The 23,290-nt window shown below is 49.0% G+C and carries 18 protein-coding genes and 1 pseudogene; 11 read left to right on the plus strand and 8 right to left on the minus strand.

The genetic code is table 11. The annotated features are described in order from the left end of the window. The first annotated feature begins 215 nt into the window (after window positions 1-215). A complete protein-coding gene (locus PSHG_RS28800; protein WP_010278440.1) occupies window positions 216-1,019 on the plus strand; it encodes an endonuclease/exonuclease/phosphatase family protein in 804 nt (267 codons plus the stop codon). Between the two features lie 239 nt (window positions 1,020-1,258). On the opposite strand, the gene PSHG_RS23215 is transcribed toward PSHG_RS28800, so the two are convergent. The 3 genes from PSHG_RS23215 to PSHG_RS23225 all read right to left on the minus strand — a co-directional run bounded on the left by PSHG_RS23215 (window position 1,259) and on the right by PSHG_RS23225 (window position 5,326). Further along, window positions 1,259-1,642 (minus strand): DUF2188 domain-containing protein, encoded by a 384-nt coding sequence (locus tag PSHG_RS23215; protein WP_010278441.1) that lies wholly within the window; start codon window positions 1,640-1,642, stop codon window positions 1,259-1,261. 321 nt (window positions 1,643-1,963) lie between these two features. Then, window positions 1,964-4,063, minus strand: coding sequence for a transglycosylase domain-containing protein (locus PSHG_RS23220; protein WP_010278442.1), 2,100 nt, complete (start codon window positions 4,061-4,063; stop codon window positions 1,964-1,966). A gap of 342 nt (window positions 4,064-4,405) precedes the next feature. Continuing rightward, a complete protein-coding gene (locus PSHG_RS23225) occupies window positions 4,406-5,326 on the minus strand; it encodes a YihY/virulence factor BrkB family protein (RefSeq protein WP_010278444.1) in 921 nt (306 codons plus the stop codon). A 280-nt stretch (window positions 5,327-5,606) separates the two neighbouring features. Between PSHG_RS23225 and PSHG_RS28805 the strand changes: the two are divergent. Then, a pseudogene (locus tag PSHG_RS28805) lies at window positions 5,607-6,565 on the plus strand (MraY family glycosyltransferase). Between the two features lie 281 nt (window positions 6,566-6,846). Here PSHG_RS28805 and PSHG_RS23240 read toward each other — a convergent pair. From PSHG_RS23240 to PSHG_RS23250, 3 genes are all read right to left on the minus strand, one after another. Further along, window positions 6,847-9,714: a DEAD/DEAH box helicase gene (locus PSHG_RS23240; protein WP_010278446.1), complete on the minus strand. Its 2,868-nt coding sequence runs from the start codon at window positions 9,712-9,714 to the stop codon at window positions 6,847-6,849. Beyond that, window positions 9,711-11,303 carry an SWIM zinc finger family protein gene (locus PSHG_RS23245; RefSeq protein ID WP_010278448.1) on the minus strand — a complete coding sequence of 531 codons (1,593 nt, stop codon included), beginning with the start codon at window positions 11,301-11,303 and terminating at the stop codon, window positions 9,711-9,713. The genes PSHG_RS23240 and PSHG_RS23245 overlap by 4 nt, the downstream gene beginning before the upstream one ends. Window positions 11,304-11,445: 142 nt before the next feature. Beyond that, window positions 11,446-11,967, minus strand: coding sequence for a GNAT family N-acetyltransferase (locus tag PSHG_RS23250; protein WP_026021578.1), 522 nt, complete (start codon window positions 11,965-11,967; stop codon window positions 11,446-11,448). A gap of 219 nt (window positions 11,968-12,186) precedes the next feature. Between PSHG_RS23250 and PSHG_RS23255 the strand changes: the two genes are divergently transcribed. After that, window positions 12,187-13,032, plus strand: coding sequence for a sulfurtransferase (locus PSHG_RS23255; protein WP_010278452.1), 846 nt, complete (start codon window positions 12,187-12,189; stop codon window positions 13,030-13,032). Between the two features lie 776 nt (window positions 13,033-13,808). On the opposite strand, the gene PSHG_RS23275 is transcribed toward PSHG_RS23255, so the two are convergent. Continuing rightward, window positions 13,809-15,521, minus strand: coding sequence for a copper amine oxidase N-terminal domain-containing protein (locus PSHG_RS23275; RefSeq protein ID WP_010278460.1), 1,713 nt, complete (start codon window positions 15,519-15,521; stop codon window positions 13,809-13,811). Between the two features lie 198 nt (window positions 15,522-15,719). On the opposite strand from PSHG_RS23275, the gene PSHG_RS23280 reads away from it, so the two are divergent. From PSHG_RS23280 to PSHG_RS23310, 7 genes are all read left to right on the plus strand, one after another. After that, window positions 15,720-16,538: a LysM peptidoglycan-binding domain-containing protein gene (locus PSHG_RS23280; protein WP_010278462.1), complete on the plus strand. Its 819-nt coding sequence runs from the start codon at window positions 15,720-15,722 to the stop codon at window positions 16,536-16,538. 109 nt (window positions 16,539-16,647) lie between these two features. Beyond that, a complete protein-coding gene (locus tag PSHG_RS28815) occupies window positions 16,648-17,298 on the plus strand; it encodes an MATE family efflux transporter (protein WP_081505235.1) in 651 nt (216 codons plus the stop codon). Then, window positions 17,295-17,897 (plus strand): TetR/AcrR family transcriptional regulator, encoded by a 603-nt coding sequence (locus PSHG_RS23290; protein ID WP_235782114.1) that lies wholly within the window; start codon window positions 17,295-17,297, stop codon window positions 17,895-17,897. Before PSHG_RS28815 ends, PSHG_RS23290 begins: the two co-directional genes overlap by 4 nt. A 97-nt stretch (window positions 17,898-17,994) precedes the next feature. After that, window positions 17,995-18,438 (plus strand): MarR family winged helix-turn-helix transcriptional regulator, encoded by a 444-nt coding sequence (locus PSHG_RS23295; RefSeq protein WP_010278469.1) that lies wholly within the window; start codon window positions 17,995-17,997, stop codon window positions 18,436-18,438. Between the two features lies 1 nt (window position 18,439). Then, a complete protein-coding gene (locus PSHG_RS23300; protein WP_010278471.1) occupies window positions 18,440-19,828 on the plus strand; it encodes an MFS transporter in 1,389 nt (462 codons plus the stop codon). Between the two features lie 160 nt (window positions 19,829-19,988). Then, window positions 19,989-20,675, plus strand: a complete 687-nt coding sequence (locus tag PSHG_RS23305) for an HAD family hydrolase (protein ID WP_026021581.1) — start codon at window positions 19,989-19,991, stop codon at window positions 20,673-20,675. Window positions 20,676-20,899: 224 nt separating this feature from the next. After that, window positions 20,900-21,610 carry a queuosine precursor transporter gene (locus PSHG_RS23310; protein ID WP_010278474.1) on the plus strand — a complete coding sequence of 237 codons (711 nt, stop codon included), beginning with the start codon at window positions 20,900-20,902 and terminating at the stop codon, window positions 21,608-21,610. Between the two features lie 220 nt (window positions 21,611-21,830). On the opposite strand, the gene PSHG_RS28820 is transcribed toward PSHG_RS23310, so the two are convergent. After that, complete coding sequence (locus PSHG_RS28820) at window positions 21,831-22,304, minus strand: hypothetical protein (protein ID WP_010278475.1); 474 nt, start codon at window positions 22,302-22,304, stop codon at window positions 21,831-21,833. 195 nt (window positions 22,305-22,499) lie between these two features. Here PSHG_RS28820 and PSHG_RS23320 point away from each other — a divergent pair, with 195 nt between their 5' ends. Then, window positions 22,500-23,120, plus strand: coding sequence for a TVP38/TMEM64 family protein (locus tag PSHG_RS23320; RefSeq protein WP_026021582.1), 621 nt, complete (start codon window positions 22,500-22,502; stop codon window positions 23,118-23,120). The last annotated feature ends 170 nt before the right edge of the window (window positions 23,121-23,290 follow it).

Here is a 23,290-nt window from a genome sequence, read left to right on the forward strand (position 1 = left end):
TTTTCAGAAGACTGGAATGTAATTTCCACTACTTACCCTATGCCAGGGAGTCTGTAACACAGTTAGCTGGAGTCTGTAACACGGTTACGCTAATGAAGCTTCAATCTATATAGAATGCCCGGCGGCCTTGCTGTCATTCAGCTTTTCTCCAAGACTTCAATATGGTATGTTGATTAGACAGACTAATAATGCATTATTTGGGGGGGGCGCAGTAGATGAATCAAGAGTGGGGGGCATCAAACGCAGCAGACGGCACTAAGGAACTTACAGTCATGTCCTTCAATATTTTGCATGGGGAAGGAATGATTGACGGAAAGCTTGACCTGGAGCGAATTGCTTCCATCATTGAGGCCTCGGGTGCTGAACTGATCGGGTTGCAGGAAGTAGACAAGCACTTTTCCGCACGAAGTCATTACGTTGATCAAGGGGTTTGGCTGGCTGAACGGTTAGGCATGGATTACGCTTATGGTGCTAACCTGACACTTCCGGCTGAGGATGATGGAAAGCCTGAGCGTCAATACGGAACGCTAGTGTTGAGCAGGTTCCCAATAATTTATAAGAAAAACCACAAGCTTGTTCAGCTCTTGGATGTGAATAGGCCGGAAGCACGGGGGCTTTTGGAAACGCATATCGATATACAGGGCAGCAAGGTCATATTTTTCAATACACATCTCGGTCTTGACAGCAGAGAACGTATGCAGCAGGCAGAGCAAATCATGGACAAAGCCAAGGGCAGGACTGAACCGATTATTATGTCAGGCGACTTCAATGCGGCTCCGGACAGCCCGGAGATCATTCGTCTTACGTCTATGTTTAGGGATAGTCTTGCAGGGACGGAATGGGAGAAGGAGTTTACACTGGTGCAGCCCAATGCGGATAAAACAGAGTATGTTCCAGTTAAACGGATCGATTATTTATTTTCAAGTAAAGAGCTGCGAGTGAAAGATGCGAGAATTTTGAACGAGGCCATTATATCCGATCATTACCCATTGGCTGCCACCTATTCAATTGATAAATGAGTGAGATGATAATCTAGTGGGCTGAAGCAACCCTTTAAATAAGCTAAAGATAACTTAAGCCGAAGGTAACCCTTAAAATAAGCTGAGGATAAATCTTTGATAAGCTGAAGAACCCTTTAATAAGCGAAAATGTAACTCTTAAATAAATGGTTTAACCCTCTAAATGATTCTTAGAGGGTTAATATTTTTGTATTAAGGAAATTAATGGCCAAACGTAAATTATGCAGGTTAACTGGAGTTTAAGCGTAATTGTGTACTTTCTCCACAGTCCCGTCCTGTCTATGGATGAACGCGCTGACGTTACGGCGGGAAGCCAATTCCTTCGCTTTTTTTACAGCCTCTTCTTTGGTTGACGTTCTAGCTTCCACTCGGCTGCTTCCTTCTTTCTTTACCAGCCAATGCCCGTCTTCCGGAACCACATGCAGATGAACGTGGTCAGTAGAATCTTTGGTTTGCGGGTGATCTTCCTCCCATTTCTTGGCCTGGGCGATGGCGATGGAAATGGCTCTGCCTTCCTCGTACTGTTCCTCCAACAGAGAATTGGCAATTTCAATAGCTTTATTTCTTGTGCGTTCCTCCAGATTCTTCATGGAGTCGGGGTAATCGTTTTTAGTCCATGGCATCGAACAGTCCTCCTTTTCCACTTGTTATCTCATTCTGCCCACAATCGTCTTCTACCTGAAAAGGCCCATATGTAGGATTAAACTGAAAATTTACAGAATGAAACAAAAAGAGGGTCTTCCGTAATAACTACCGCCGCAAGTCTTCGATTTCGATTCCCTCAAGAAACTGTAGGCAGTGCCTGACATTCTCGCTTAACTTCACACTCAAGGCTTTACTTGACAACTTTCGCTTAGCTTCACACTCAAGGCTCTACTTGACACTCTCGTCTTCGCTTTCCTAAAGCTTGAGGTCAGTCGCTGCAGTGAATGGGGATCATCTGGTTAGCGGAACCAATTGCCGAGCCGGTCCATGAATTCCTGACGCTGTTTTTCCCGCTCTTTCCTGCGTTCCTCCCGCTGCTGCTCTCTCTCCTTGGCCTTTCGCTCTTTTTCTTCCTGTTTTCGGCGTTCCTTTTCTTCCTTATCTCTTTTCTCGAGAACTTTAATAAATTCTTCGTAATGTTCAGGAGCGGTAAATTCCCGGGCAGGGGTCCCGCTCAGAGCTTTGTCCATTACTTGAGCAAACAAGGCTGCGGGGAGGGCCGAACCGGCGGTTAAATAGTGCTCGCTGTCGGTGTAATCATAGCCCACCCATATGGCAGCTGTCAGCTCTGGGGTGTACCCCACGAACCAGCCGTCTTTGACGGCTTGGTCTGTAATCCCTGCAAAGTCAGGAAGGTCCGGCAGCTGGGTCGTGCCGGTTTTTCCGGCAACAGGTCTTGCAAGGTCTGCTTCCTGCCCCGTTCCTGACTCTACGGCCTTTTGCAGCATCAGAGTCAGCGTATAAGCCGCCTCGGGTGAGACTACCCTTGTCGATTGCGGAGCCGGTTCAGCGATGACCTCCCCTTGCGAAGTCGTTATGCGGGTAATGGCATAGGCCTCATTCATCACACCTTCATTAGGAAGAGCGCTGAATGCTTGAGCCATCTGCAAGGGTGATACCCCTTCGTGCAGTCCGCCTAAGGCCAAGCCCAGCTTGCGGTCCTGCTCATGCAGATGCAGTCCGAATGCCTGGGCATATTGCCAGCCGGTATCCAGGCCCAGCTCATTAAGCAGCCATACGGCTGGGATGTTCCAGGATTGGACCAGTGCCTCCTCAAGAGAAACCTCGCCACGGTACTGGCGGTCCCAATTCTGCGGCTGATAGCCGTTGATATCCAGCTCGCCATCATACAGTAGGGAGCGGGGGGTGTAGCCGTTCTCCAAGGCAGGGGCATAAACGACTAACGGCTTGATCGCCGAACCTGGCTGCCGCTTAAGATGGGTGGCCCGGTTAAAGCCGCGATATACGGCATCGCCCCGTTGTCCGGCCATACCGCGAATCTGTCCGGTGGAAGAATCGATAATGACCATGCCGCCTTGAACGATTTGGTCCTCCTTGTCCTGAGGCCAGCTGGGGGAATTGGCAAACACTTCATCCACGGCCTTTTGCACACTGGGGTCCATCGCGGTATAGATCTGCAGGCCTCCTGTTAAAATATCTTTCTCCGTTAGCCCGTACTTGGTGATAGCTTCATCAATCACATGATTGGTGTAAGCGTGGTAGTCTCCGGTCAATTTTGTAGAGTGAGGGGGGACGGCTCCACTGGGCGTGGCAACAGCGGCTTCATATTCGGCTTCGTCGATATATCCTTGATTTTTCATCAAGCTCAAAACAACGTTGCGCCGCGTCACCGCTTTTTCCTCGTCCCGCCAAGGTGAATAATGAGTAGGTGCTTTAGGCAATCCCGCGAGCAGTGCTGCTTCTTCCAGAGTCAGCTCCCGAGCTTCTTTGTCGAAGTATAAGCGAGCCGCGTTTTGAATGCCCCAAACACCTTCGCCGAAATAGATATGGTTAAGATAAAGCTCCATAATTTCGTCTTTGGAGTAGTGCATATCAATTTTGATGGCGTATCCGGCTTCTTTAAGCTTTCTGGTCAGGGTCTGGTCTGAAGAGAGAAATAAGTTTTTGGCCAGCTGCTGCGTTATCGTGCTGCCTCCCTCTACGATTTGGCCCGCTTTCAAATCCCTCCATAAAGCCCGTGTAATAGCAATCAGATCGACTCCACGGTGATCACGAAACCGGCGGTCTTCTACAGCAATAATAGCCTGGGCTATATACGGAGGGAGTTCGCTAATGGATACCGGATCGATAGAAGAAGGGGAGAACCGGGATACTGGCTCTCCTCCTGCATCATAGATATAGGTTGGTGTCGGATTAGGCTGTTCAAGCAAGCTGATGTCGAGCCGGGAAATGGCAATCGCTATCACAGCGCTTGACAGCAGTATCAGTCCCAAAGCGCTCCCGCCCGCCCACAAAAGCCATCGCACCCACGTCTTGCGTCGAGGTTGAGGATAGGTATCAGCCTTCGCAGCAGTATGGCGTATGCGTAATTTTATCATGACTATTAAATCTCCTTACTGCAGCATGAATCATGTTTGTCTCGTATCCTCTTATACGCAAAACATTCGTTCTGGTTTCCCTGAAGCGGCTTCAGGCTCTTCCGAGGGGAGCCCACTAATGATGCAGCAGAGACTGCTTGTTTTACTGAGGGTGTCTATATAGTGGTTAATCGGTCCGCCACAAAGAGCCATCGCGCCTTGCCAGTCGCAAAGGATCCAGCAGAGGGCAACCGGGACCTGCCTTTGAAAACGGCCTCCTGCCTGCTGCCCAATTGCCATTAACAGTTAACCGGGAGCCAACAAATGGTGGGCTGGACTCTATGTTTAGCATGCCTGCCTAGGTTATTTAGACAGGTGGGATAGTGGACTCTCGGGGTCGACCTTGTCTTTTTTCCTCTTGGAGAGAAAAGGGATGTTAGGCCATTCTGCCGCTTGCAGCGGCTTGCCTTCCTTCTCCAATGTAAGCATGGCGTTAATATGACCGCCAAGCAGAATAATCATGCTGCTGATGTAAAGCCAGATCAAAAACACGATAATCCCCCCGATACTGCCGTAGGTGTTGGAATAGCTGCCAAAATTATTCACATAAACGGAGAAGAGCAGGGAGACGATGATCCAGGAAAATGTCGCAAATAATGCTCCGGGAATAGAGGTTTTCAAGGGAATAGGCTTGTTTGGCAAAATTTTATATAAAGCAATAAAGACAAGGATCATGCTGGTTAACGGAATAAGATATTGGGCATAGTTCCAAACACTCTCGAAATAACCGGGAAGCAGAAAATAAGTAAACAGCTGCTCAGCCAAGACACGGCCAAAAATAAGCAGAATAAGACAAAACAGAATAACAAAGCCCAGCAGGACTGTGAAAATATAAGAGAGCAGCCTGGCTTTCCAAAAAGGGCGGGTTTCTTCGATATCAAAAGCCCGGTTAAGCCCTTTGAGGATGGCCAGTATGCCCTTGGAGGCGGACCATATCGTGGCGATCATACCGAATGAAAGCAGGGCGGAGCTGCTTCCTGTCTGCAGATCGGCAATAAATCCGACAATAAACTCATGGGCTTCCAAGGGAAGCATGCCTGTAACGGTTGCCAGCATTTCGTTCAAATTCATGGAAATAAAGCCAATCATCGACACGATAAAAATCAGGAACGGGAAGAAGGACAGTACTAAATAATAAGTGATTTGGGCTCCCATACCAGAAATATCGTCCTTCTGAATACGGGTATACAAATGACCCAAACGAAGCATCCATTTTCCACTCATTCCGAATTCCTCCTTCGACCACCCTTTGTTTGTTCGCATTTTAGCGTGTTACTTTGTTGCTTCGACCTTTTGTTCTTTTGCATTTTTCGTGTTACTTCTACCTTTTGTTCTTTGCGATTTAGCATGTTACTTTTTTTTACCCGTTGTCAAAAGAAGATGAATCATACAACCTGTTGTCGGGAAATCTATTTTCATTTTGCCATAACGTGCTATAATATAAATGGTTTTTTAGGTTACTGCTGGAAATCTGTAAAGGGTAAGCTTCTGGGAGGGATACGCTATCCTGTATTTTGCTGCTTTTCTCATATCTTTGCTTATTGTTTATGTAACCATTCCTATCCTGCGCAAATTTGCGATCCAAATTGATTTTGTGGACAAGCCGAGAGAAAATGTCGAGCGTAAGCTACATAAAGAACCGGTGCCTTTAACGGCCGGCATTGCTATCTTCTTTGGATTCGTCATTACTTATCTATTGTTTAACGAAGCTCCCCGTGCGGAGGCCATTGCAATTCTCGTTGGCGCTGTGCTCATTTTGGGAATTGGCACAGTCGATGACTGGTACAAGACTCAAGGAAAGGAATTCCCGGCCTGGCCGAAGTTTCTCGTGCAGATTTTTGCCGCTGTGCTAATCTATCAATCCGGTATCGTGTTTAGCGGGTTCTACAATCCGTTTACGGAGTCGCAGGTCGTTCTGCCGGTATGGCTGCAATTTGTACTGACGGTCACCTGGATTTTTGGAGTCACAACGGTCATTAACTTCTCTGATGGCATGGATGGCCTGGCTGGCGGGTTGTCTGTTATTTCCTCGATGACGCTTTTTATGTCGCGATCACGATGGGGCAAAGCGATTCAGCAATTATGGCGATCACTCTGGTTGGGGTAGGTCTCGCTTATCTGAAGTATAATAAGCCGCCCGCCAAAGTTTATATGGGAGATGCAGGGGCTACTTTGCTTGGTTTTGTTCTAAGCGTAATTGCGCTGGATGGAGCGTTCAAACAGGCGACGATTTTGTCGCTCTTTATTCCTATTTTGGCCTTGGGTGTGCCAATTTTCGACAACCTGTTTGTCGTGTTCCGCAGGTTTATGAACGGCAAACCGATTTATAAAGCCGATGCTACCCAAGTTCACTACCGGCTGCTGTCGGCTGGCTTGAACCCGAAGCAAATTGTAACCTTCCTGTGCCTGATCAGTGTCTGCTTTAGTCTGACATCTATAATTTTGCTGCTGCTTGAAGTATAGACACTTGTCGCAAAGTAAAAAGCAGGAAAGCCGATTGTCATTAACGAGATAAGAGCATGGGAGAGTACGCCAAGAAAATAAGGACCGTGACGGTTAAGAGCTTAACCTCACGGTCCTTTTCGTGTTTCAGCGCAGGCTATTCAAGCTGGAAGCCCCGAAGCTGGAAGCCCCGAAGCTGGAAGCCCCGAAGCTGAAAGCCCGGAAGCTGAAAGCCCGGAAGCTGGAAGCTCCGAAGCTGAAAGCCCCGAAGCCCGAAAGCCGACCCGGTTGCTGAAATACGTTTAAGCATCCACCCATTCTTTGCGCAGCTGGAACAGTTCCTGCAGCTCGTCCGTAGACAGCTCGGTAATCCAGCTTTCCCCGCTGCCGATAATTTGCTGACTTAATTGCTGCTTGCGTTCAATCATTTCATCGATTCTTTCTTCCAGGGTTCCCAGAGTTACAAATTTGTAGACCTGCACATTGCGGGTTTGGCCAATGCGGAAAGCGCGGTCGGTCGCTTGGTTCTCAACCGCGGGATTCCACCAGCGGTCGAAATGAAACACGTGATTAGCTGCGGTTAAATTGAGCCCTGTTCCGCCGGCTTTTAGAGAGAGCAGAAATATGCCGTATTCCCGGCCTTCCCAGGTTTCGCCCTGCTGGAAGCGGGAAATCATCGTGTCGCGCATTGCCTTGGACGTCCCTCCGTGCAGGAACGGAACCGGTTCTTCCAAATGGCTTTCGAGCAGTTGCTGAAGCAGCTTGCCAGTTTCCACAAACTGCGTGAAGATTAAGCAGCGGTCGCCGTCCTGCCGCAGCTCACTGACCATTTCGAGCAACCGCTCTACCTTATTGGAGCGATGGGCTTCCCGCTGCGTCGTTTCAAACGGCTGCTGCAGCAAAGCCGGATGATTGCACAACTGCTTGAGCTTGGTCAAGGATGAGAGGATGAGACCCCGCCGCTGCATCCCGGTTAAGCTCTCGAGGCGGGAGAACATCGACTGGATGTAATTTTCGTATAAGGTAGCCTGTTCGGCGGTTAACGAAATATAGGTCTTCACTTCATATTTATCCGGAAGGTCCAACTGGATAGCAGGGTCTTTTTTAACTCTGCGCAGCAAAAAGGGCCGAATCAGCCGCTGCAGCTTGTGAGTGGCTTCCGTTTCTTTGTTGTCGATCGCCGTCGCAAAGGTCGTGCTGAACTGGCGCAGGGAGCCGAAAAAGCCCGGATTGAGAAAGTGGAAAATGGACCAGAGCTCGGTCAGCCGATTCTCCACCGGTGTCCCCGTCAATGCGATTCGATGGCGGCTTTCCAGCCTGCGTACGGCCATAGCCTGCTTAGTCTGCGGATTCTTAATGTTCTGCGCTTCATCGAGGCAAACGGAATCCCACTCTACAGATTCCAGTTCATCCAAATCAATATGGGCTAGATTATAGGAGGTCAGCACCAGATCTGCCTGCTGGACACCCTGCTTGAAAGCTTCACCCTTTAAGCGGTGAACGCCGTAATGAAGTCCGATTCTGAGATCGGGGGCAAAACGCTGAAGCTCTTTCTGCCAATTGCCGAGCACGGAAGTAGGACAAATTAATAGAGAAGGCTGGCCGACCCTCTCGTGCTCTTTGACATGGAGCAAATAAGTAATCCATTGAATCGTTTTGCCGAGTCCCATGTCATCCGCCAAGCAGCCCCCAAGACCGAAGCGGCGTAAAAAAAGCATCCAGGAAGCCCCCTCTAGTTGATACGGCCGCAAGGAGCCCCGGAAAAGAGAGGGGGGCTCGATCAAAGGAACCGCACTTTCCCGCTGAAGCTGCCGGATTAAAGGCTCGAGCTGCTCGTTAAGTTCAAGCTCTATGCGCAGCTCTCCGCCGAGCGGATCCTCCTCGTCGTTAGGGTCGTAAAGGGTATGCTTGAGGTGAAGCTCCAGAACGTCCCGGAAGCTCAGTCCTTTTTTCCGGCGGATGCCTTCCATCGTCTCCCGGATTTTGCGGAGCCAGGCCGGGTCCACAAGCACCCAGTTACCGCGAAATTGAATGAGGCGGCGGTTCTGCTCGACCAATTGGAGGAAGTCCTTCTCCTCCATCTCAACTTCGCCCAATGCCAGACGCCAATCGAACTGCATCAGCTGCTCCGTGCCGAGAAGCGGCTCGGCAGGGCTTGGCGCGGCGGATGAGCTAAGCCGCGCCTTCACGCGGGGCTTCATCCTGCGCACCCGGTCCCACCAGGCCGGGAGGAAGACGGCGAAGCCCGCCTCAGCGAGCCGCAAGCTGCCTCCGGTGAGGAAATCCCACGCTTCATCGTGGGACAGCTCCCTCCGCAAGCGGTGCGGCTCCTGCTTGTCGCGCAAAGAGGGCAGTACGTGCAGCCACTGCTGCACATCGCCCACTGCGCGGTCGATCTCGCTCTGCCAGGCTTCCGGCAGAGCAGTCCCAGGCTCGAGCGGCTCAGCCTGGTCGTTGACCGCGATCAGCGTAGCCGGCTGCTCGCGGTCCTGCAGCAGGATCGCAAGACGCCAGCCCTGCTCCTGCTCGGGCTCCAGCAGCTGCAGGCAGGTGCGGAACGGCCGCGGATCCTGCTTCCAGCCGATAGCGATCAGCCAATCCTCCTCGTCCAGCCAGAGGACGGTGTCTTCTCCCTCACTGGCTTTGCTCACATAAGCTTCCATGGGCTCCTGCAGCTTCTTCAGCGCAGCTGCCAGCTCAGGCTGATCGCGGACTTTTTCCGAGATGAGCCAGTCGGACCAGTCCTTTACCAGCGGAGGAAAGGGCAGCAGGCTGCTGTCTGTCAATTCCAGCTTCCAGCCTATCTGCCCCTGCTTCCACTTGCTGTAATCGGGAATGAAGGACTCGCGTTCCAGCGCTTCTCTAACCCAAGGGGCCAGCCGAATAAGGCTTTGCAGTTCATCTGACCACTCTAGCTGGCCGTGAACAAGCCGGTGCTGCTGACAAAAGTAGTCAAGAGCCATAGATGCGGGAAGCAGCACCCCTTCCAGAGCCTGATCTTCACGAATATCAAGGAAGGTTCCGTAAAAAGAAGCCTCATGCCAGGCGAACAGTCTGTGCTTGAGCTCCAATCCATCTACGGTCCCGCCTGTCGTGCGCTGGGCATATAAGAAGAGAAAGCCGGACGGGATCCACTTCGCATGAACGCGATAGGAGGGAAATAGATTCACGAAAGCCACTTTCCTTTCTTCAATTCTTGCTGGAAGGCCCGCAGCCGGGAGAATTTGCTGGAGAGCAGCTCTACATAAAGCCGCCAGCGCTGCTCCAGGCCCAGCTTTTGGTACAGCGCGAGTAAAACTCTCATTTCCCGAATAGCCGCCAGATAAGCATTACGGTTTTTCTCCATAATTAACCGTTCGATGGACTGATGATACAGCGGCAGCAGCAAATTAGGATCAGCCGCTTCAATGCGGCGCAGCTGCTCCGGATACAGACTGGAGGGAGCTATCCCGTTAGCTAATTGCAAATCGATCCACTGCCGATAACGCTGGGTATTCATTAAATAATCGGTATAATAGGCGTAGCTTTTAGGTAAGAGCTGGTGCATGACTTGAATCCACTCTTCATCGACCGGGAGCTGCTTTGTCAATTCCACCCAGTAGGAGCACGCGGTATGAAAATCGTTTTGCTTCATTTTCGCCATTAAGGGCAGCAGCCAGCGCAGCCACTGCAGCAGCCGCTCCCATTCCTCCCGGCGCTTGAGCTGATTCAAAAGATGCCAGAAATCGCTTGGCTTCTGCTGATGCAGCTTGGCCATCCGCTCCATAGCATCCGAATCGTGACCTTTCATAAAATCGAAATGGGCGATTGCCAAATGGAGCATATCCTGCTGTCTGGGAGTACCCGCACGATGGTTTAACCATTCCGTTAATTCTGCAGCTTCCCGGCGGGTATCAGCAATTTGGCGGAATACCTTCTCCCATAAGATGCGGTACACATCCAGCCATTCAACGGGACCGGGCTTGCTCTGAAGACATAGCTCCCGGACGTACCGAAGCGTAGCATCCCACTGTGCGGAATAAGCCTGGTAGTCCAGCTTATGCGAGAGCGCTGCTGCCAGCTCTTCGGTTTTTTGGATGCAGCGGGCAGCGAGTGCCCGGCTTCCGGCCTCATGGTAGAAGGAAGTATAGGCCTGTTGATGAGATTGGTGAAATCCGTCCAAGGTCCGTAAAACGAATAAATAGATATGCAGTTCGTATATCCCCTTTAAGGAAGAGTCCCAATCGGAAGCAAAAGGGGATAAAGAGTCGATGGCAAGAGAGTAGAAGCTTTCAACGGAGTTGCTGTGGGTGAGTGTATATCCCCGAAACCGTTGATCAAATATCCGCTGCCATTCTTCAGGGAGGTCCCGGTCTTGCGGCTCGGCAGGTCTCTCCGCCGTCTTTTCCCGTACGAGAGCGGAACGCGTGCTGGTACGGGTTTTGTTAAGCTGAGCGTGTTTGGCTTGAATGAACAACAGCTCCGGACGGCCGTGAAGCGCATAGGCAGCCAAAATAACCGCGGCCATGTGCCCGCAAGGCTGAGCCTGTCCGCAGTCGCATTCACTTTTGGAGAAAGCATCTATATCTATAAGCACATGATGAGAGGGATGCTCATCGACAAGTGCACGCAGCAGGCTTTTTTGCTGGATGGTTCCTTTGATCACCAATCCTCTATGGTAAAGAGCCCAACCTTGATCCAAGGATTCCGGATCGAATCGGTGCTGCAGCTCATCGATTAATTGGTTCATCCGGCTTTTTGTAAGTTTCCCCTTCATCATGATGGTTACCCTCCGTCAAATAGGAAAAGTCTTGAGCACGTCATTAACCAGCTGGCAACATTGCTTTGACTGACTCAAGATCTGGCAATCGATATAAGGATTTCGCAAGTCTTCTTTTAAAAAAGGCTTATCTTCTATAGTATCAGATTTTACAAAACTTTGCCGCCTTCTCCGGCATATACACCATGCAGTAGAACTCATCCTCTCCGGTAGGAGTCCCTCTTATATATTGATCGGTAATTTGAAAGCCGCACCGCTCATAGACGATCCGGGCCCGGTCATTCCATACCAGTACCTCCAGATCAATTACATGGGCAGGCGTACGGCGCAGAGCTTCAGCTACAATGGCCCGGACAAATGGCACCCCGTTTCCTTTCCCTGCATAGTCAGGATGCATTCCCAATCCTAGACGGGTTACCCCAACCAAAGGGAAAAATTGAGCGAAACCGCAAAGGGTGTTCTCTTGATCTACTACTGCACAATATTGTTCTTTGCGCACGGCTTCATCGGCGAATTCATACTGCTTGGCGAGCATAGCCTCCCAGTGTTCCCAATTGTACAGATCATAGGGAGGGGGGTACTTCCATTCACAGATTTGCTTGGCATGCCGCTCTGACATAGGTCTTAGGAAAAATGAATAATTATATGAGGATGGTTGTGACATTAAGCGCTCACTCCGTTCTTTATTGATTCTATTATAACCTCAGATTTAGTTTTAGTACAAAAATCCTTATAAGGTAATATTTAGAATTATCCGGATTTTCATGTGAACGCCAGAAATTTCAGGAGGTTTAAGAAGCAGGAAAAGGGGATGTCGATAGGGAAGGTTTTAAGTAATCCTAAAACTAATGTGTGGGTATGATTAAGAAAAGGATGTGAAACGATGTCTATGCCGTCCCATCTTATCTCATTACAAGAGGTTTATCGTCAACTGGAGAAGCCGGATGTTATCGTTGTGGATTGCCGTTTTGTTCTGGGGAACCCGGATGCCGGAAAGGAGGCATATCTCCAAGGCCACATCCCGGGAGCCATATATATGGATCTGGAGAAAGACTTGTCCGGGCCTGTTCAGGAGCATGGCGGGCGCCACCCGCTGCCCGATTTAGGCCGCTTATCGATTCTATTAGGAGAATCAGGAATTGATGATTCCACGCGTGTGTTTGCTTATGATGACCAGGGAGGCGCTATGGCTTCCCGGTTTTGGTGGCTGCTCCGTTTTCTCGGACATAATCGGGTGTACTTGATGGATGAAGGATATACCCGCTGGCAAGAAAATGGATTTCCAGTCTCCCGGGAAAGTGCAAAACCATCCGCCAAAACTTTTGTCCCCCGGGTGCAGAGTCATCTGCTGGCTAGCATGCACGATGTAAGGGAGAAGCTGGATGATCCGGAAACGGTGCTGATTGATTCTAGGGAGCACACCCGTTATCTCGGGGAAGCAGAACCCATTGATCCGGTAGCCGGACATATTCCCGGGGCGCTCAACTATTTTTGGAAGGAATCCTTAGACGAGCAGAATCGTTGGAAAAGCGGAAGCGAGCTGAGTGAACGGTTTGCCAAGCTCGCTAAAGATTCGGAGATTATAGTTTATTGCGGCTCGGGAGTAACGGCCTGCCCGAATGTGCTTGCTTTGATGGAATCAGGATTTGACAAGGTGAAGCTGTATGCCGGAAGCTGGAGCGATTGGATTTCGTATCCGGAAAATCCGGTTGCGCAGGGAGAAGAGTAAGAGTCGAGAGGCTGCGTGGGACGCGGGTTTAAGAGCTGTGACAGGTTGGTGGTTAGCGACCTGTTACGGCTTTTTTGGGCCTTTCTGTCATCAGCTTGCAAACAAGGGGTGCAAGAAGGGCTTTTTCGGAAATTTACCAAATCATCAGCAAGGGTGATGGCGTTAACAATAAGAAATGCCATTGACGGGTTCACCATGGAATTAATGAGAAATCCTCATTTAGATGTTAAGGAATATACGAGGGAACTGGTTACAATCTTCGACATATCAACTAAGAAGTGATGTGTCACTAAGGGGGTTACCAATGTTTTACTATGATGTACTTTGTTATACCTGTAAAAAAACATTCAGGGTATACGAAGGTTCACTAAAATATAAACAAGCTAAGGAAAGAAAGGTTAAGGTTTTTTGTTGCGAAGATTGTGCTGATAAAATACGCTTTGAAGCAATTTTGAATTTAATGCGAGGGATTAATCGTTTTTAATTTTGATTTTCTCAACGATTATTGTCAATTAGTGCACTAAAACGCCGCGGCAACAATTAAACCGAGCAGCTCCGTCTTTACGAATTTTTCCTATGAGGGATTAAGCTAACGGATACGTTATCAATGTGGACCGATTTGCAGACAGCCTGCCAACAACCATTCAACAACTTGCAAACAGATCCCATCTGTCCACACCCCAGCCCCGTTCTCCACGGGCTTCTTGTTCAGCATAAATAGAAAAATCCCTCCTGCGTTCCGTCTAAACGGCTTTGCTGCAGGAGGGAAAGAAGGATTAATAGGGAGCTGTTAACCAGAAATCCAGTTCATTTTCGTGAAAAGCTTCGTATCCATGCTCGGTTTTCAGATCACTGAATACGAGTTCAAAACGGTCGTATTCCTTCAGAATATTGGCGGGGAAGAGGAACACGGCCAGCCTTTCTTCGCTTCCGTCTTTTTCAAGAATACCGGTACCGTTCGGGGACAGGGAAGCTGTCTCCAATACATAGCCGTCAGATACCCAGACCGTGCTCTTCAGTGTGGAAAGATCAAGCCCTTCCGTCGCTTTGTTAATAAGGTTGTACTTCACAGTAAGCGCTGCAACCGGCCCATCCCCGAATCCTGAGAAAGTATCCCGGTGCTCGGGATGAATGTCCAGCTCGGCCCACTGATAACTTACTAATTCAATTTCGGTAACCCCCATTTGCTCAGACACGCCTGGGTTATGCTGTTTAATCACTTTTTTATCAGCGATTCCTTCTGTAAGCAATTTATCCTGCAGCGGCTCAGTAATGACTGTTTCCTGTTCTTTACGCTGTGCGTATTCTTCATTCGGTTCAACCGGTTCGGTGAGGAGATAATCGCTGCCCCCGATTTTGTACATTTGATCATTCAGATCAGGGCGGAAGAACAGCAAGCTTTCGGTAGTTCCGTCCGCATATTCCAATAGGATGGAGTGATTGATTACCGTATACCTTCCGGCGGCTTCGGAATCACTAAGATGAGTAGAGGATACGCCTGTGCCGTCTCCATAATCCGACCCATCTGTTATGACTCCAATGAACCGATCGTCATAGAATGTTCCGTCTGGACTGAAAATTAACGTGCTGGAAGAAGCGAACCCGCCTCCGCTAGGCAGGCTGACATAACCGGATGCTACATAGGTGCCATCGAGCTTCGGGCGGAGTAATGGCTCGTGCCGATTATAAAAATTCCCGTCAATCAGGATCCCATCCTCGGCGATTTCTATAGAATGGGTAGCAGCGCCATCGAGAATCAGCTGACTGCCTTTAACCTCATAAGGAAAGCACTCCTCTCGGGAGCAGTCTATCCTTTCCAGCGGGCCTTCTGGCAGTCCCTTGGTGAACTGATGATCGTCGATAAAGTAATAATAATCCCAGCATACGCCACCGCAGCCTCTAGTGCCCAGGAGATCAGCGAATGCCCGGGCGTAAAAGCCCTGCAGCCCTGTCCGGGATTCTGAAATGAGAGGCGGGCCGGCAGAGACTGCTTTTTCGGCTTCCTCCTTCGTAATGCCTAAAATTTGAATGTATTCCTTGCTGTATACCTGAATCGTCTTGGAATCTCCGTGCCATCCGACTTCGGCGCCCGCCGCTTCACTTACGAAGCGGAGCGGTACGAGCGTATGACCGTCAGTGAGTCGGGCCGGCAGAGCCAAAGCCACAGTTTGGCCGTTGACTGTAGCGATGCTTTGTCCTATGGTCAGGCTGAACTGGTCCTTGCCTTTCTTGCCGGTTACCGTCATGGTCTCCCCATTCCACTCCAGCTCAATTCCGAGCGATTCGAACAATGGGCGAAGCTGAACAAGAGTGGTGCCTTCATAAAGATAAGGATCGATGGCGAACTCCACATGGTTTGTATCCACATAAACTTCAATTTTATCTTCTTGAGCTGCATGGGCATACGATAGGACAAATAGGGATGAAACGATAACGAATAGGCATGAGAAAAGCTTGTGTCTAAGGGCCGGTTTCGAGGAAATTTTCAATTTAAAATAAATCTCCTTCCATGTTTTAATGGTTTAAAGCACTTGATTCGCTAGTTGTAGAATACCAAAGTATGTAAAATGAGGGAATAGGCCCATAGATTGAAAAAAACGGGTTTTCCTTAAGGCATATAATGTTCACATATGGGCTTTAGTGCATAGGATGGGGTAATATCCCTAAAAGAGAAGGAGTGCATGGCTATGCCCATTGTGCCAGGGACTCATGTGGTGTACACCGTTCGCCCTGGAGATTCTCTATATACGATTGCTAATGAACTGGGAGCTTCGCTGCCCGAGCTAATCGAGTCGAATGCACTGTATCCACCGATTACGGAACCCAGTCTGATTTATCCCGGCGAGGTACTGCTTGTCCGATTGCCAGGGATGTCAGAACAAAGCGCTGTTTTATACGAGGTAAATCCCGGGGATACGTTGTACCGGATTGCCAAGCGCTTCTCTGCTGGCGTTGATATGATGGCGGCGCTGAACCAATTAGAGCAGCCGGATGTTCTCCAGGCGGGGAGGCTGCTGTACGTTCCTGCATTTGTCTATGAAGTAGAACAAGGAGATTCGCTGTATCGGATTTCCCGCAAATTTGGAATCTCTCTGGACGAATTGTTGAATGCCAATAAGGAACGGCCCGGATTATCACTTGATGTGGTTTATCCTGGTTTCCGTTTGGCTGTGCCGCTGCCGTCTTCCACGAATATTCTGGTTACCGAGCCGTTACCGGGATCGGCTATTGCCCCCGGAGACAGGGTTAAAGGAAGGGCAAGGGCTTTTGAGGCGACCGTCCTCTATCAGCTTCGTGATGCTTCGGGCCGGGTAGTGGGTGCGGAAAGGTTTGTTACAGCTTCTGAAGGCGGGCCTGCATTTGGCTTCTTTGACGCACCCTTGTATTATGATCAAGCACCTTCTGAACCGACTGGGACTTTAATGGTATATACCCGAAGTGCGAATGATGGAAGCATACAGGATTTAGTTGAAATCTCCGTGACTTTTAAAGACTTATCCCGTTAAGGCCAAGCAGGGCGGCTTCTGCCAGCAAAAGCCGCCCGCCTTGCTTATCCATTTCCTTGTCTAAAGAACTGAGCTTCTGCTATAATACAAACCGAACGTTCAGTATGATGTGATTGGCTTTCCAAGCTTCCTTGCAGAAGTGGGAATCTCTGTTTTTACCGTATCTCACAACATTATATTGGAAAGGCTTGAGGGGACAGATGGAGTGGCGGCCTTTGCCGTGATAAATTATACTCATAGTCTCATTTTGATGACATTTCTGGGGCTCGGGGCGGCTGTTCAACCGCTTATCAGTTATTACTACGGATCCCAGAGTTTTGCCAACATTCGCCTTACCATGCGCATTGCAGTAAGGACGGCGCTTATTGCTGGCGGATTGCTTTTCACCATTGTTCAATTGGGCGCAAGCCAAGTCGTGCAGATGTTCGGAGACTTCCCTGCCGAGGTTACTAACCATGCTATTTATGGGCTGCGGCTATTTGTGTTCGCATATTTGTTCATGGGCGTTAATTTTGTGATGATGACGTTTTTTCAGACGGCCGGTTATGCGAAAATGGCAGTCGGAATGACTGCGGCACGGGAGATGATCTTCATGCTTGCCTTTCTCTTGACTCTCCCGTTGGTCATGGGCGTTACCGGCGTGTGGCTTTCGGTTCCCTTGGCGGAAGGGCTTGTGCTGTTTGGTGTTGTGTACGGATACCGCCGCTTCGATCCGGTAGGCGGCTTGGCCATGACTGCAGCAATAAGGAGGAATGAATGATGAGCAATAGAAGAAGACAAGGTGAACAGACAAAACGTAAGGTAGCGGAAGCGGCAAGAGAGCTTTTTGCGCTTAAAGGATATACGGCCACGTCAATAGAGGACATCGTAGCGGAAACGGGAAGCAGCAAGGGCAACATTTACTATCATTTTAAAAGCAAGGAAGGATTGTTTCTGTATTTGCTGGATGAGTGGGATCAGGAATGGCTGACCCGCTGGGAAGAGAGGGAAGATGCATTCAAGAGCGTGCGTGACAAATTGGTAGGCCTGGCCCGTTTGTACGTCGAGCATGATTTGAACCATCCGTTAAGTAAAGCATGCGATGAATTTATGGCGCAGGAATCGGACAAGAACGAAGTCAAAGCGGAATCCGAACGCTATATGGCCAAGCGCATAGCTTTTAACCGCAAGCTGCTGGAAGAAGGCATGCGCACTGGCGAGATTAGGACAGATGATGCGCACCTGCTCGGCCTGGTTCTGGAAGCCTGGATGATGGGTGTTGGCGAGATCGCCCGGCGCTATATAAATGAGCCATCGGCTATTGAATTGTACATGAAGTCAGTGGAGGTCTTCCTGGAAGGAGCAGGCCCTTCTAAGTAATGGCTCTGCTCCGAGTCTAACCGCTCGAAAAATAGTTGACAAATCAACGTTTTATCTATATTGTTGATATATCAACTAATTCTAGGGAGGCTTGATTATGTCAGGGCAAAGAGAAAGTATTGCGCGTTGGATTTCAGTGCTGCACCGCCAATTTCAAATTTATTTGAACAGAGAACTGCGGGATTATGATATTCAATCTTCTGAATATATATTTCTTGTTAATTTGTACGAAAAAGACGGAGTCTCCCAGGAACGGCTGTCAGCTAATTTATATATTGACAAGGCAGCGACCGCAAGAGCTATTAAACGGCTGGAAAAGCTCGGTTACGTGGAGAGAAACCGTGATCCATTGGACGCCCGGGCTTATGTCGTTACACTGACGGCACGCGGCAGACAGATGCGGGATTTTATCAAGGGCAAGCTGATTTCTTGGAACGATCTCCTGACCGGAGAGCTAACAGACAAGGAACACAGCGATTTGCTGAACAAGATTAAACGCATGTCTGCGCACGCTTTGAAGGAGACGAAGGGAGAGAGGTGACATGAAACCGGATACCGCAGTACAGGAGACTATAGGTTTGAAGTTAATGCGCTTCATGTTAATAACCGTGGCCTTGTCTTCGATGAGTGTGCAGATGTTCACTATTGTAATTCCAGAAATCAGCGCGGATTTGAGTCTATCCCTTTCCCAGGTTAGCTGGATGACCTCGGGGTATATCCTGATTTATGCATTCGGAACCGTAACCTATGGGAAGCTGGCAGACCGTTATCAGTTGAAAAATATTTTAACCTTTGGTCTGATTATTTTTGTGCTTGGTTCCCTGACCGGTTTATTTTCTTCTTCGTTCGCCATAGCCCTTGCAGGACGATTGATGCAGGCGGCCGGGGCTTCCGTAGTACCCGCCATGGCGATGATTATTCCAGTTCGCTTCTTTGCACCCGAACGAAGAGGGTCGGCTATGAGCATGACGGCAATTGGGCTGGCGCTGGGCAGTGTGCTAGGGCCGGTCGTCTCTGCGCTTATACTCAGCTTCGCGCATTGGCGTTGGTTGTTTGTGCCGCCAATGCTGTTGTTGATCCTGCTGCCTTTTTTTCGCCGATATTTGAGCGTACCCACAAGCAGCTCGCCAAGCAGCTTTGACTGGAAGGGCGGTTTGATTTTATTCTCCGCAATAACTCTTGTGCTCTTGGGGATAACTTACAGTGCGGGGCTGTTCATTCTGCTTGGTGTATTGGCTTTACTCGTATTTTATTTTTGGATTAGGCATGCTGAAGAACCGTTTATTCGCCCGGGGCTGTTTAAGAACAACGGATATCGCTCAGGGCTAGTGATGACCCTGCTGGTTGCCAGTATAGCCAATGGTCTGTTCTATTTGTCTCCGGTGATGCTTGCCGACGTCTACGGGCTTGAATCGCAATGGGTAGGATATGCCTTAATCCCCGCTGCCACCGCATCTGCTTTGTTAGGAAGGCAGGGAGGCAGACTGGCGGATCGCAAGGGAAACGTTGTTCTGTATACGGTGGCAGCCGGACTGTTAATATTATGCTTTATGCTTCTGTCGGCTTCGGTTGGTGTGATCGTAATCGGGCTTATTCCTCTTATTTTAATGTTCGGCAATGTCGGGCAGACTTTTATGCAGGTAGCTGTGGCCAATATGGTATCTACGACGTTGCCCAAGGAACAGGTGGGGGTTGGCATGGGGCTATTCTCGATGACGAATTTTGTTGCTATGGGAATGACAACGGGTGTATACAGCCGGCTAGCTGAAAGCGAAGTAAACTGGGGGCTGTTCCATCATGACTCATCCACAGCTATGTTCAGCAGTATTTATCTCTTCCTGGCCGTACTGCACGTGGTGATCTTATGGTACTATCGTACCCGTTTGGCCAAGCAGGCCTCCATCCCTATACCTGTTAAGACACGAACGTGACGCGGCAGAATCCTGAAGCCATTATGGGAATGACAGCTTTGTGCAGCTGATATATAATCGAATTACTCAGCCCCCGGGTTCGGCTGCCGTTATTGGCTGTCAGCCATGTAATAAGCTTAACGGTGAACAGCTGATATTGCCCGGAGAAAGGACATTACCGATGAGCCGCAAAGCAGTCCTGTTCGATTTAGATAATACATTGATTAACCGCAAAGAAGCCTTTCATGTTTTTTCAGAGAGACTCTTGGACCAATTTTTTGAATGCGGGGCGGAAGCAAGAGAAGAGATGCTGGATTTTATCCGGATAGCCGACCGCAATGGATACCGCAATAAGCGTGAGCTTTTTGAAGAGATAAAAGGTAAATATGTATTGAAAGATCCCGCTGTTTCGGTAGAAGATCTGCTTAAGTACTGGTTCTCCGAATTTTTCAAATGCACGGTGCTGATGGATGCCGCTAAAGAGGTGCTGGATTCCATAAAAGACCAAGGGTACGTGCTAGGCCTGATTACCAACGGATCGGTTCATACGCAATATCGCAAACTTGATACCGCCCGGCTTAGAGAATACTTTGAAGTAATCGTCATTTCAGATGAAGTTAACCTTAAGAAACCCGACCAGCGCATTTTCGAGCTTGCTCTTCATAGATTAGGAGCGGATGCCCAGACGAGCTGGTATGTAGGGGACCATCCGGTAAACGATGTCCATGGAGCACGGCAAGCCGGGCTACAGCCGGTTTGGTTCGAAGGCTTTATGGAATGGGAAAAGCATGTGCCCAAGCCGGCACACGTAATTCGTCATTTGCACGATCTTTTGCCGATCCTTGCTATCTCCACTTATTCACGTTAGAAAACCTTTTTCCAGCAGATGGATGGCTGCGAATTTCATGTATAAAGCTAGCTGCAACGAGTCTCCTGCTCCCAGTCAAGCTGGGGATTAAGGAGGCTTGTTTGTGTTTTTCTGTCAGCTGAGCTTGGTTATTCGCTGGTTGCCGCGGATATATGTTAGAGAAGCAAGTTTTAGTGTATACTTCATACGAGGTCATAATGTTAAAAGAGTGGAGTACGATGTAAATGTTCAATTTAGCTTGGGGCGTGCTATTTGTAGCCGTCAATTTTATTTTGTTTCTATTCTGCTACCGGTTGTTTGGCAGAACGGGGCTGTATGCCTGGGTGGCCTTCGCTACTGTAATCGCCAATATTCAAGTAGTGAAAACGATCGAAGTGGCTATGCTTGTCACGACACTGGGGAATACCATCTATGCCACTATTTATATGGCTACAGACTTGATCAATGAAAAGCACGGACCCCGAGAAGCGAGAAAAGCAGTCTGGTTCGGTTTTTTTACATTGATTACCTCAACAATTATGATGCAGATGGCGCTTGTGTTTAAGCCGCAGCCTGGAGACCTTGCACAGGAATCCCTAGAGCTGATTTTCGGCCTGCTGCCACAGCTGGCGCTCGGCAGTTTATGCGCTTATGGCGTTAGCCAGCTTTTAGATGTCCATCTATTTGCTTACTTAAAAAGACGTTTTCCTGAACGAAACCAGCTCTGGATCCGTATGAACGGCAGCACTGGGATTAGTCAGATGGTGGACACGCTTGTCTTCTGTACGATTGCTTTCTATGGGTTGTATCCTTTGGATGTTTGGCTGCAAATTGTACTCACAACCTATTTGTTTAAAGTAATCGTATCGATCAGTGCCACTCCTGTGCTCTATTTGGCAAGGCGGTTCCAGCATCCCGAGGACAGGTCCTATGAACAAGAGCCGAAACAAGTTTAAGGCAGCAGGGGCTAATCGTCAGTCGATGCCGCTGTGCCTCGTGGTATTTTAAGATAGCAAACTGAGAAAGAGCCGGGCCGCCGTGGAATATGATCTAGGCAGTCCGGCTCTTATTATCGTCTATAAAAACTTAACAATTTCTATGGATATGCTTCAGCTTTACCTCTGTTCGGAGCAGATTTAGTTGATGTAATAGGAAGAGCCTGTCGTATTGCCGCTCTCAAAAAAATGTCCCCTGTGTCAGCCAGTGATAACCGTTAGAACGGTAATAATGGCCGCCGGTTACAGAGCGGGTTGTGTTATAGTGCACGTTGGCGGAATTGCTGGCCGTTGTGCTTGCACCTTGAAAAATATCCACCCACTCGGAGCCTGTCCACATTTGCAAGGTGACTCTCACCCCGAGGGTGTCCACTCTTTGCGTAGCATAAGTGTAGCCGGAAAGGCTGATCGACCCATTACCCAGATTGGAAATGCTGGTTCCGCCGGAATCCAGATAAACTGCGGAAGCATGGAAAGAGGTGCTGGAAACGTCACCCTCAGCGATGAAAAGCACATTGCCGCTATCCCAGTCGGGGGGAGGAGGGGTCTTCGCTCCATTCGGATATATTCCGTTAGCTGAGGCTCCTGTTGTAAGCATTAAACAAATGAGGGCTGCAACAATGGTGAGTAATGATAGTTTACTACCTTTAATCATAGGTACAACCTCCTTTGAAATGATAAAATATCCATCATTTACCTATTATACTATGAAAACCAAAAGATAGATATATATTCTAAAAAATAATCATGCGGCTATTTTTGTGATCTTTCTTCCGAAAGTGTACAATGAGGGAAAATTCTGAACCGTCAAGAAAACGAGCGATGCAAAATGTTGAACAAAGGGGTATAAATGAGAAAAAAACTAGCAATGGGTCTCTTTTACGCAGGAGTTGCCGCTTTCATCTATTGGCGTCACGAAAGCATTATTGGCTGGGTACAGTCTCCTGCTCCGACAGTCGTGGTTATCATGATTGCCACTCTGATGGCGTTGTTCCCGGTGATTCCTTATCCAATCATCGGGGGAGTGATCGGGGCTGCTTATGGACCATTGCTGGGGGGCGGCATCACTTGGGTAGGCTCAACGGCAGCCTCCCTGCTGATGTTCCTGTTTGTGCGCTACGGCTACCAGGATTGGGGTATTCGTCTGTTGTATCAGACAAAAGGGCTCTCCAAGATGACGGTTATGTTTGAGAAAAATGCGTTCCTCTTTATTTTGTTTGCCCGATTAATCCCGATTATCCCATCTCTTATTGTTAATGTTTATTCTGCCTTGGGAAAGGTGTCTTTCGCTTCCTATGCTATCGCTTCCTCACTAGGCAAAATTCCTTCTATGCTGCTGTTCGTGCTGGTAGGAGACGGTCTGGTCACGGACCCGCGCAATGCGTGGATTTCTTTACTTGTCTATGGAGGATTTTTGGCGGTTACCCTTACAGGGTATAAATGGTGGCGCAGGCAATATGCAAGCGGGTAAGTCCGAAGCGAGGCCAGTATTTTCTTCCGCTCCGGGGATTTAGAAGTTTACGATCCAGTAGTTAGAGATAATAACCCGGCAGCTGCTGGAGCTCGGGCCCTGGAGCGAAGCGATGAAATTGTTTTTTAAATTCATTAGGAAGTGAGATATGGAGCAAAAAGTTACTACTA

It is taken from the genome of Paenibacillus senegalensis JC66, from assembly GCF_000285515.1.
Taxonomy (GTDB): Bacteria; Bacillota; Bacilli; order Paenibacillales; family NBRC-103111; genus Paenibacillus_L; species Paenibacillus_L senegalensis.

Excerpts from the sequence above, each read along its gene's own strand:
- PSHG_RS23215 (WP_010278441.1), bottom strand. The coding sequence starts at position 1,642 with ATGCCATGGACTAAAAACGATTACCCCGACTCCATGAAGAATCTGGAG.
- PSHG_RS23290 (WP_235782114.1), top strand. The coding sequence starts at position 17,295 with ATGATGAGCAATAGAAGAAGACAAGGTGAACAGACAAAACGTAAGGTA.
- PSHG_RS23280 (WP_010278462.1), top strand. The coding sequence starts at position 15,720 with ATGCCCATTGTGCCAGGGACTCATGTGGTGTACACCGTTCGCCCTGGA.
- PSHG_RS23245 (WP_010278448.1), bottom strand. The coding sequence starts at position 11,303 with ATGATGAAGGGGAAACTTACAAAAAGCCGGATGAACCAATTAATCGAT.
- PSHG_RS23310 (WP_010278474.1), top strand. The coding sequence starts at position 20,900 with ATGTTCAATTTAGCTTGGGGCGTGCTATTTGTAGCCGTCAATTTTATT.
- PSHG_RS23295 (WP_010278469.1), top strand. The coding sequence starts at position 17,995 with ATGTCAGGGCAAAGAGAAAGTATTGCGCGTTGGATTTCAGTGCTGCAC.
- PSHG_RS23250 (WP_026021578.1), bottom strand. The coding sequence starts at position 11,967 with ATGTCACAACCATCCTCATATAATTATTCATTTTTCCTAAGACCTATG.
- PSHG_RS23220 (WP_010278442.1), bottom strand. The coding sequence starts at position 4,063 with ATGATAAAATTACGCATACGCCATACTGCTGCGAAGGCTGATACCTAT.
- PSHG_RS23320 (WP_026021582.1), top strand. The coding sequence starts at position 22,500 with ATGAGAAAAAAACTAGCAATGGGTCTCTTTTACGCAGGAGTTGCCGCT.
- PSHG_RS28800 (WP_010278440.1), top strand. The coding sequence starts at position 216 with ATGAATCAAGAGTGGGGGGCATCAAACGCAGCAGACGGCACTAAGGAA.
- PSHG_RS23255 (WP_010278452.1), top strand. The coding sequence starts at position 12,187 with ATGTCTATGCCGTCCCATCTTATCTCATTACAAGAGGTTTATCGTCAA.
- PSHG_RS23225 (WP_010278444.1), bottom strand. The coding sequence starts at position 5,326 with ATGAGTGGAAAATGGATGCTTCGTTTGGGTCATTTGTATACCCGTATT.
- PSHG_RS23305 (WP_026021581.1), top strand. The coding sequence starts at position 19,989 with ATGAGCCGCAAAGCAGTCCTGTTCGATTTAGATAATACATTGATTAAC.
- PSHG_RS23300 (WP_010278471.1), top strand. The coding sequence starts at position 18,440 with ATGAAACCGGATACCGCAGTACAGGAGACTATAGGTTTGAAGTTAATG.
- PSHG_RS28820 (WP_010278475.1), bottom strand. The coding sequence starts at position 22,304 with ATGATTAAAGGTAGTAAACTATCATTACTCACCATTGTTGCAGCCCTC.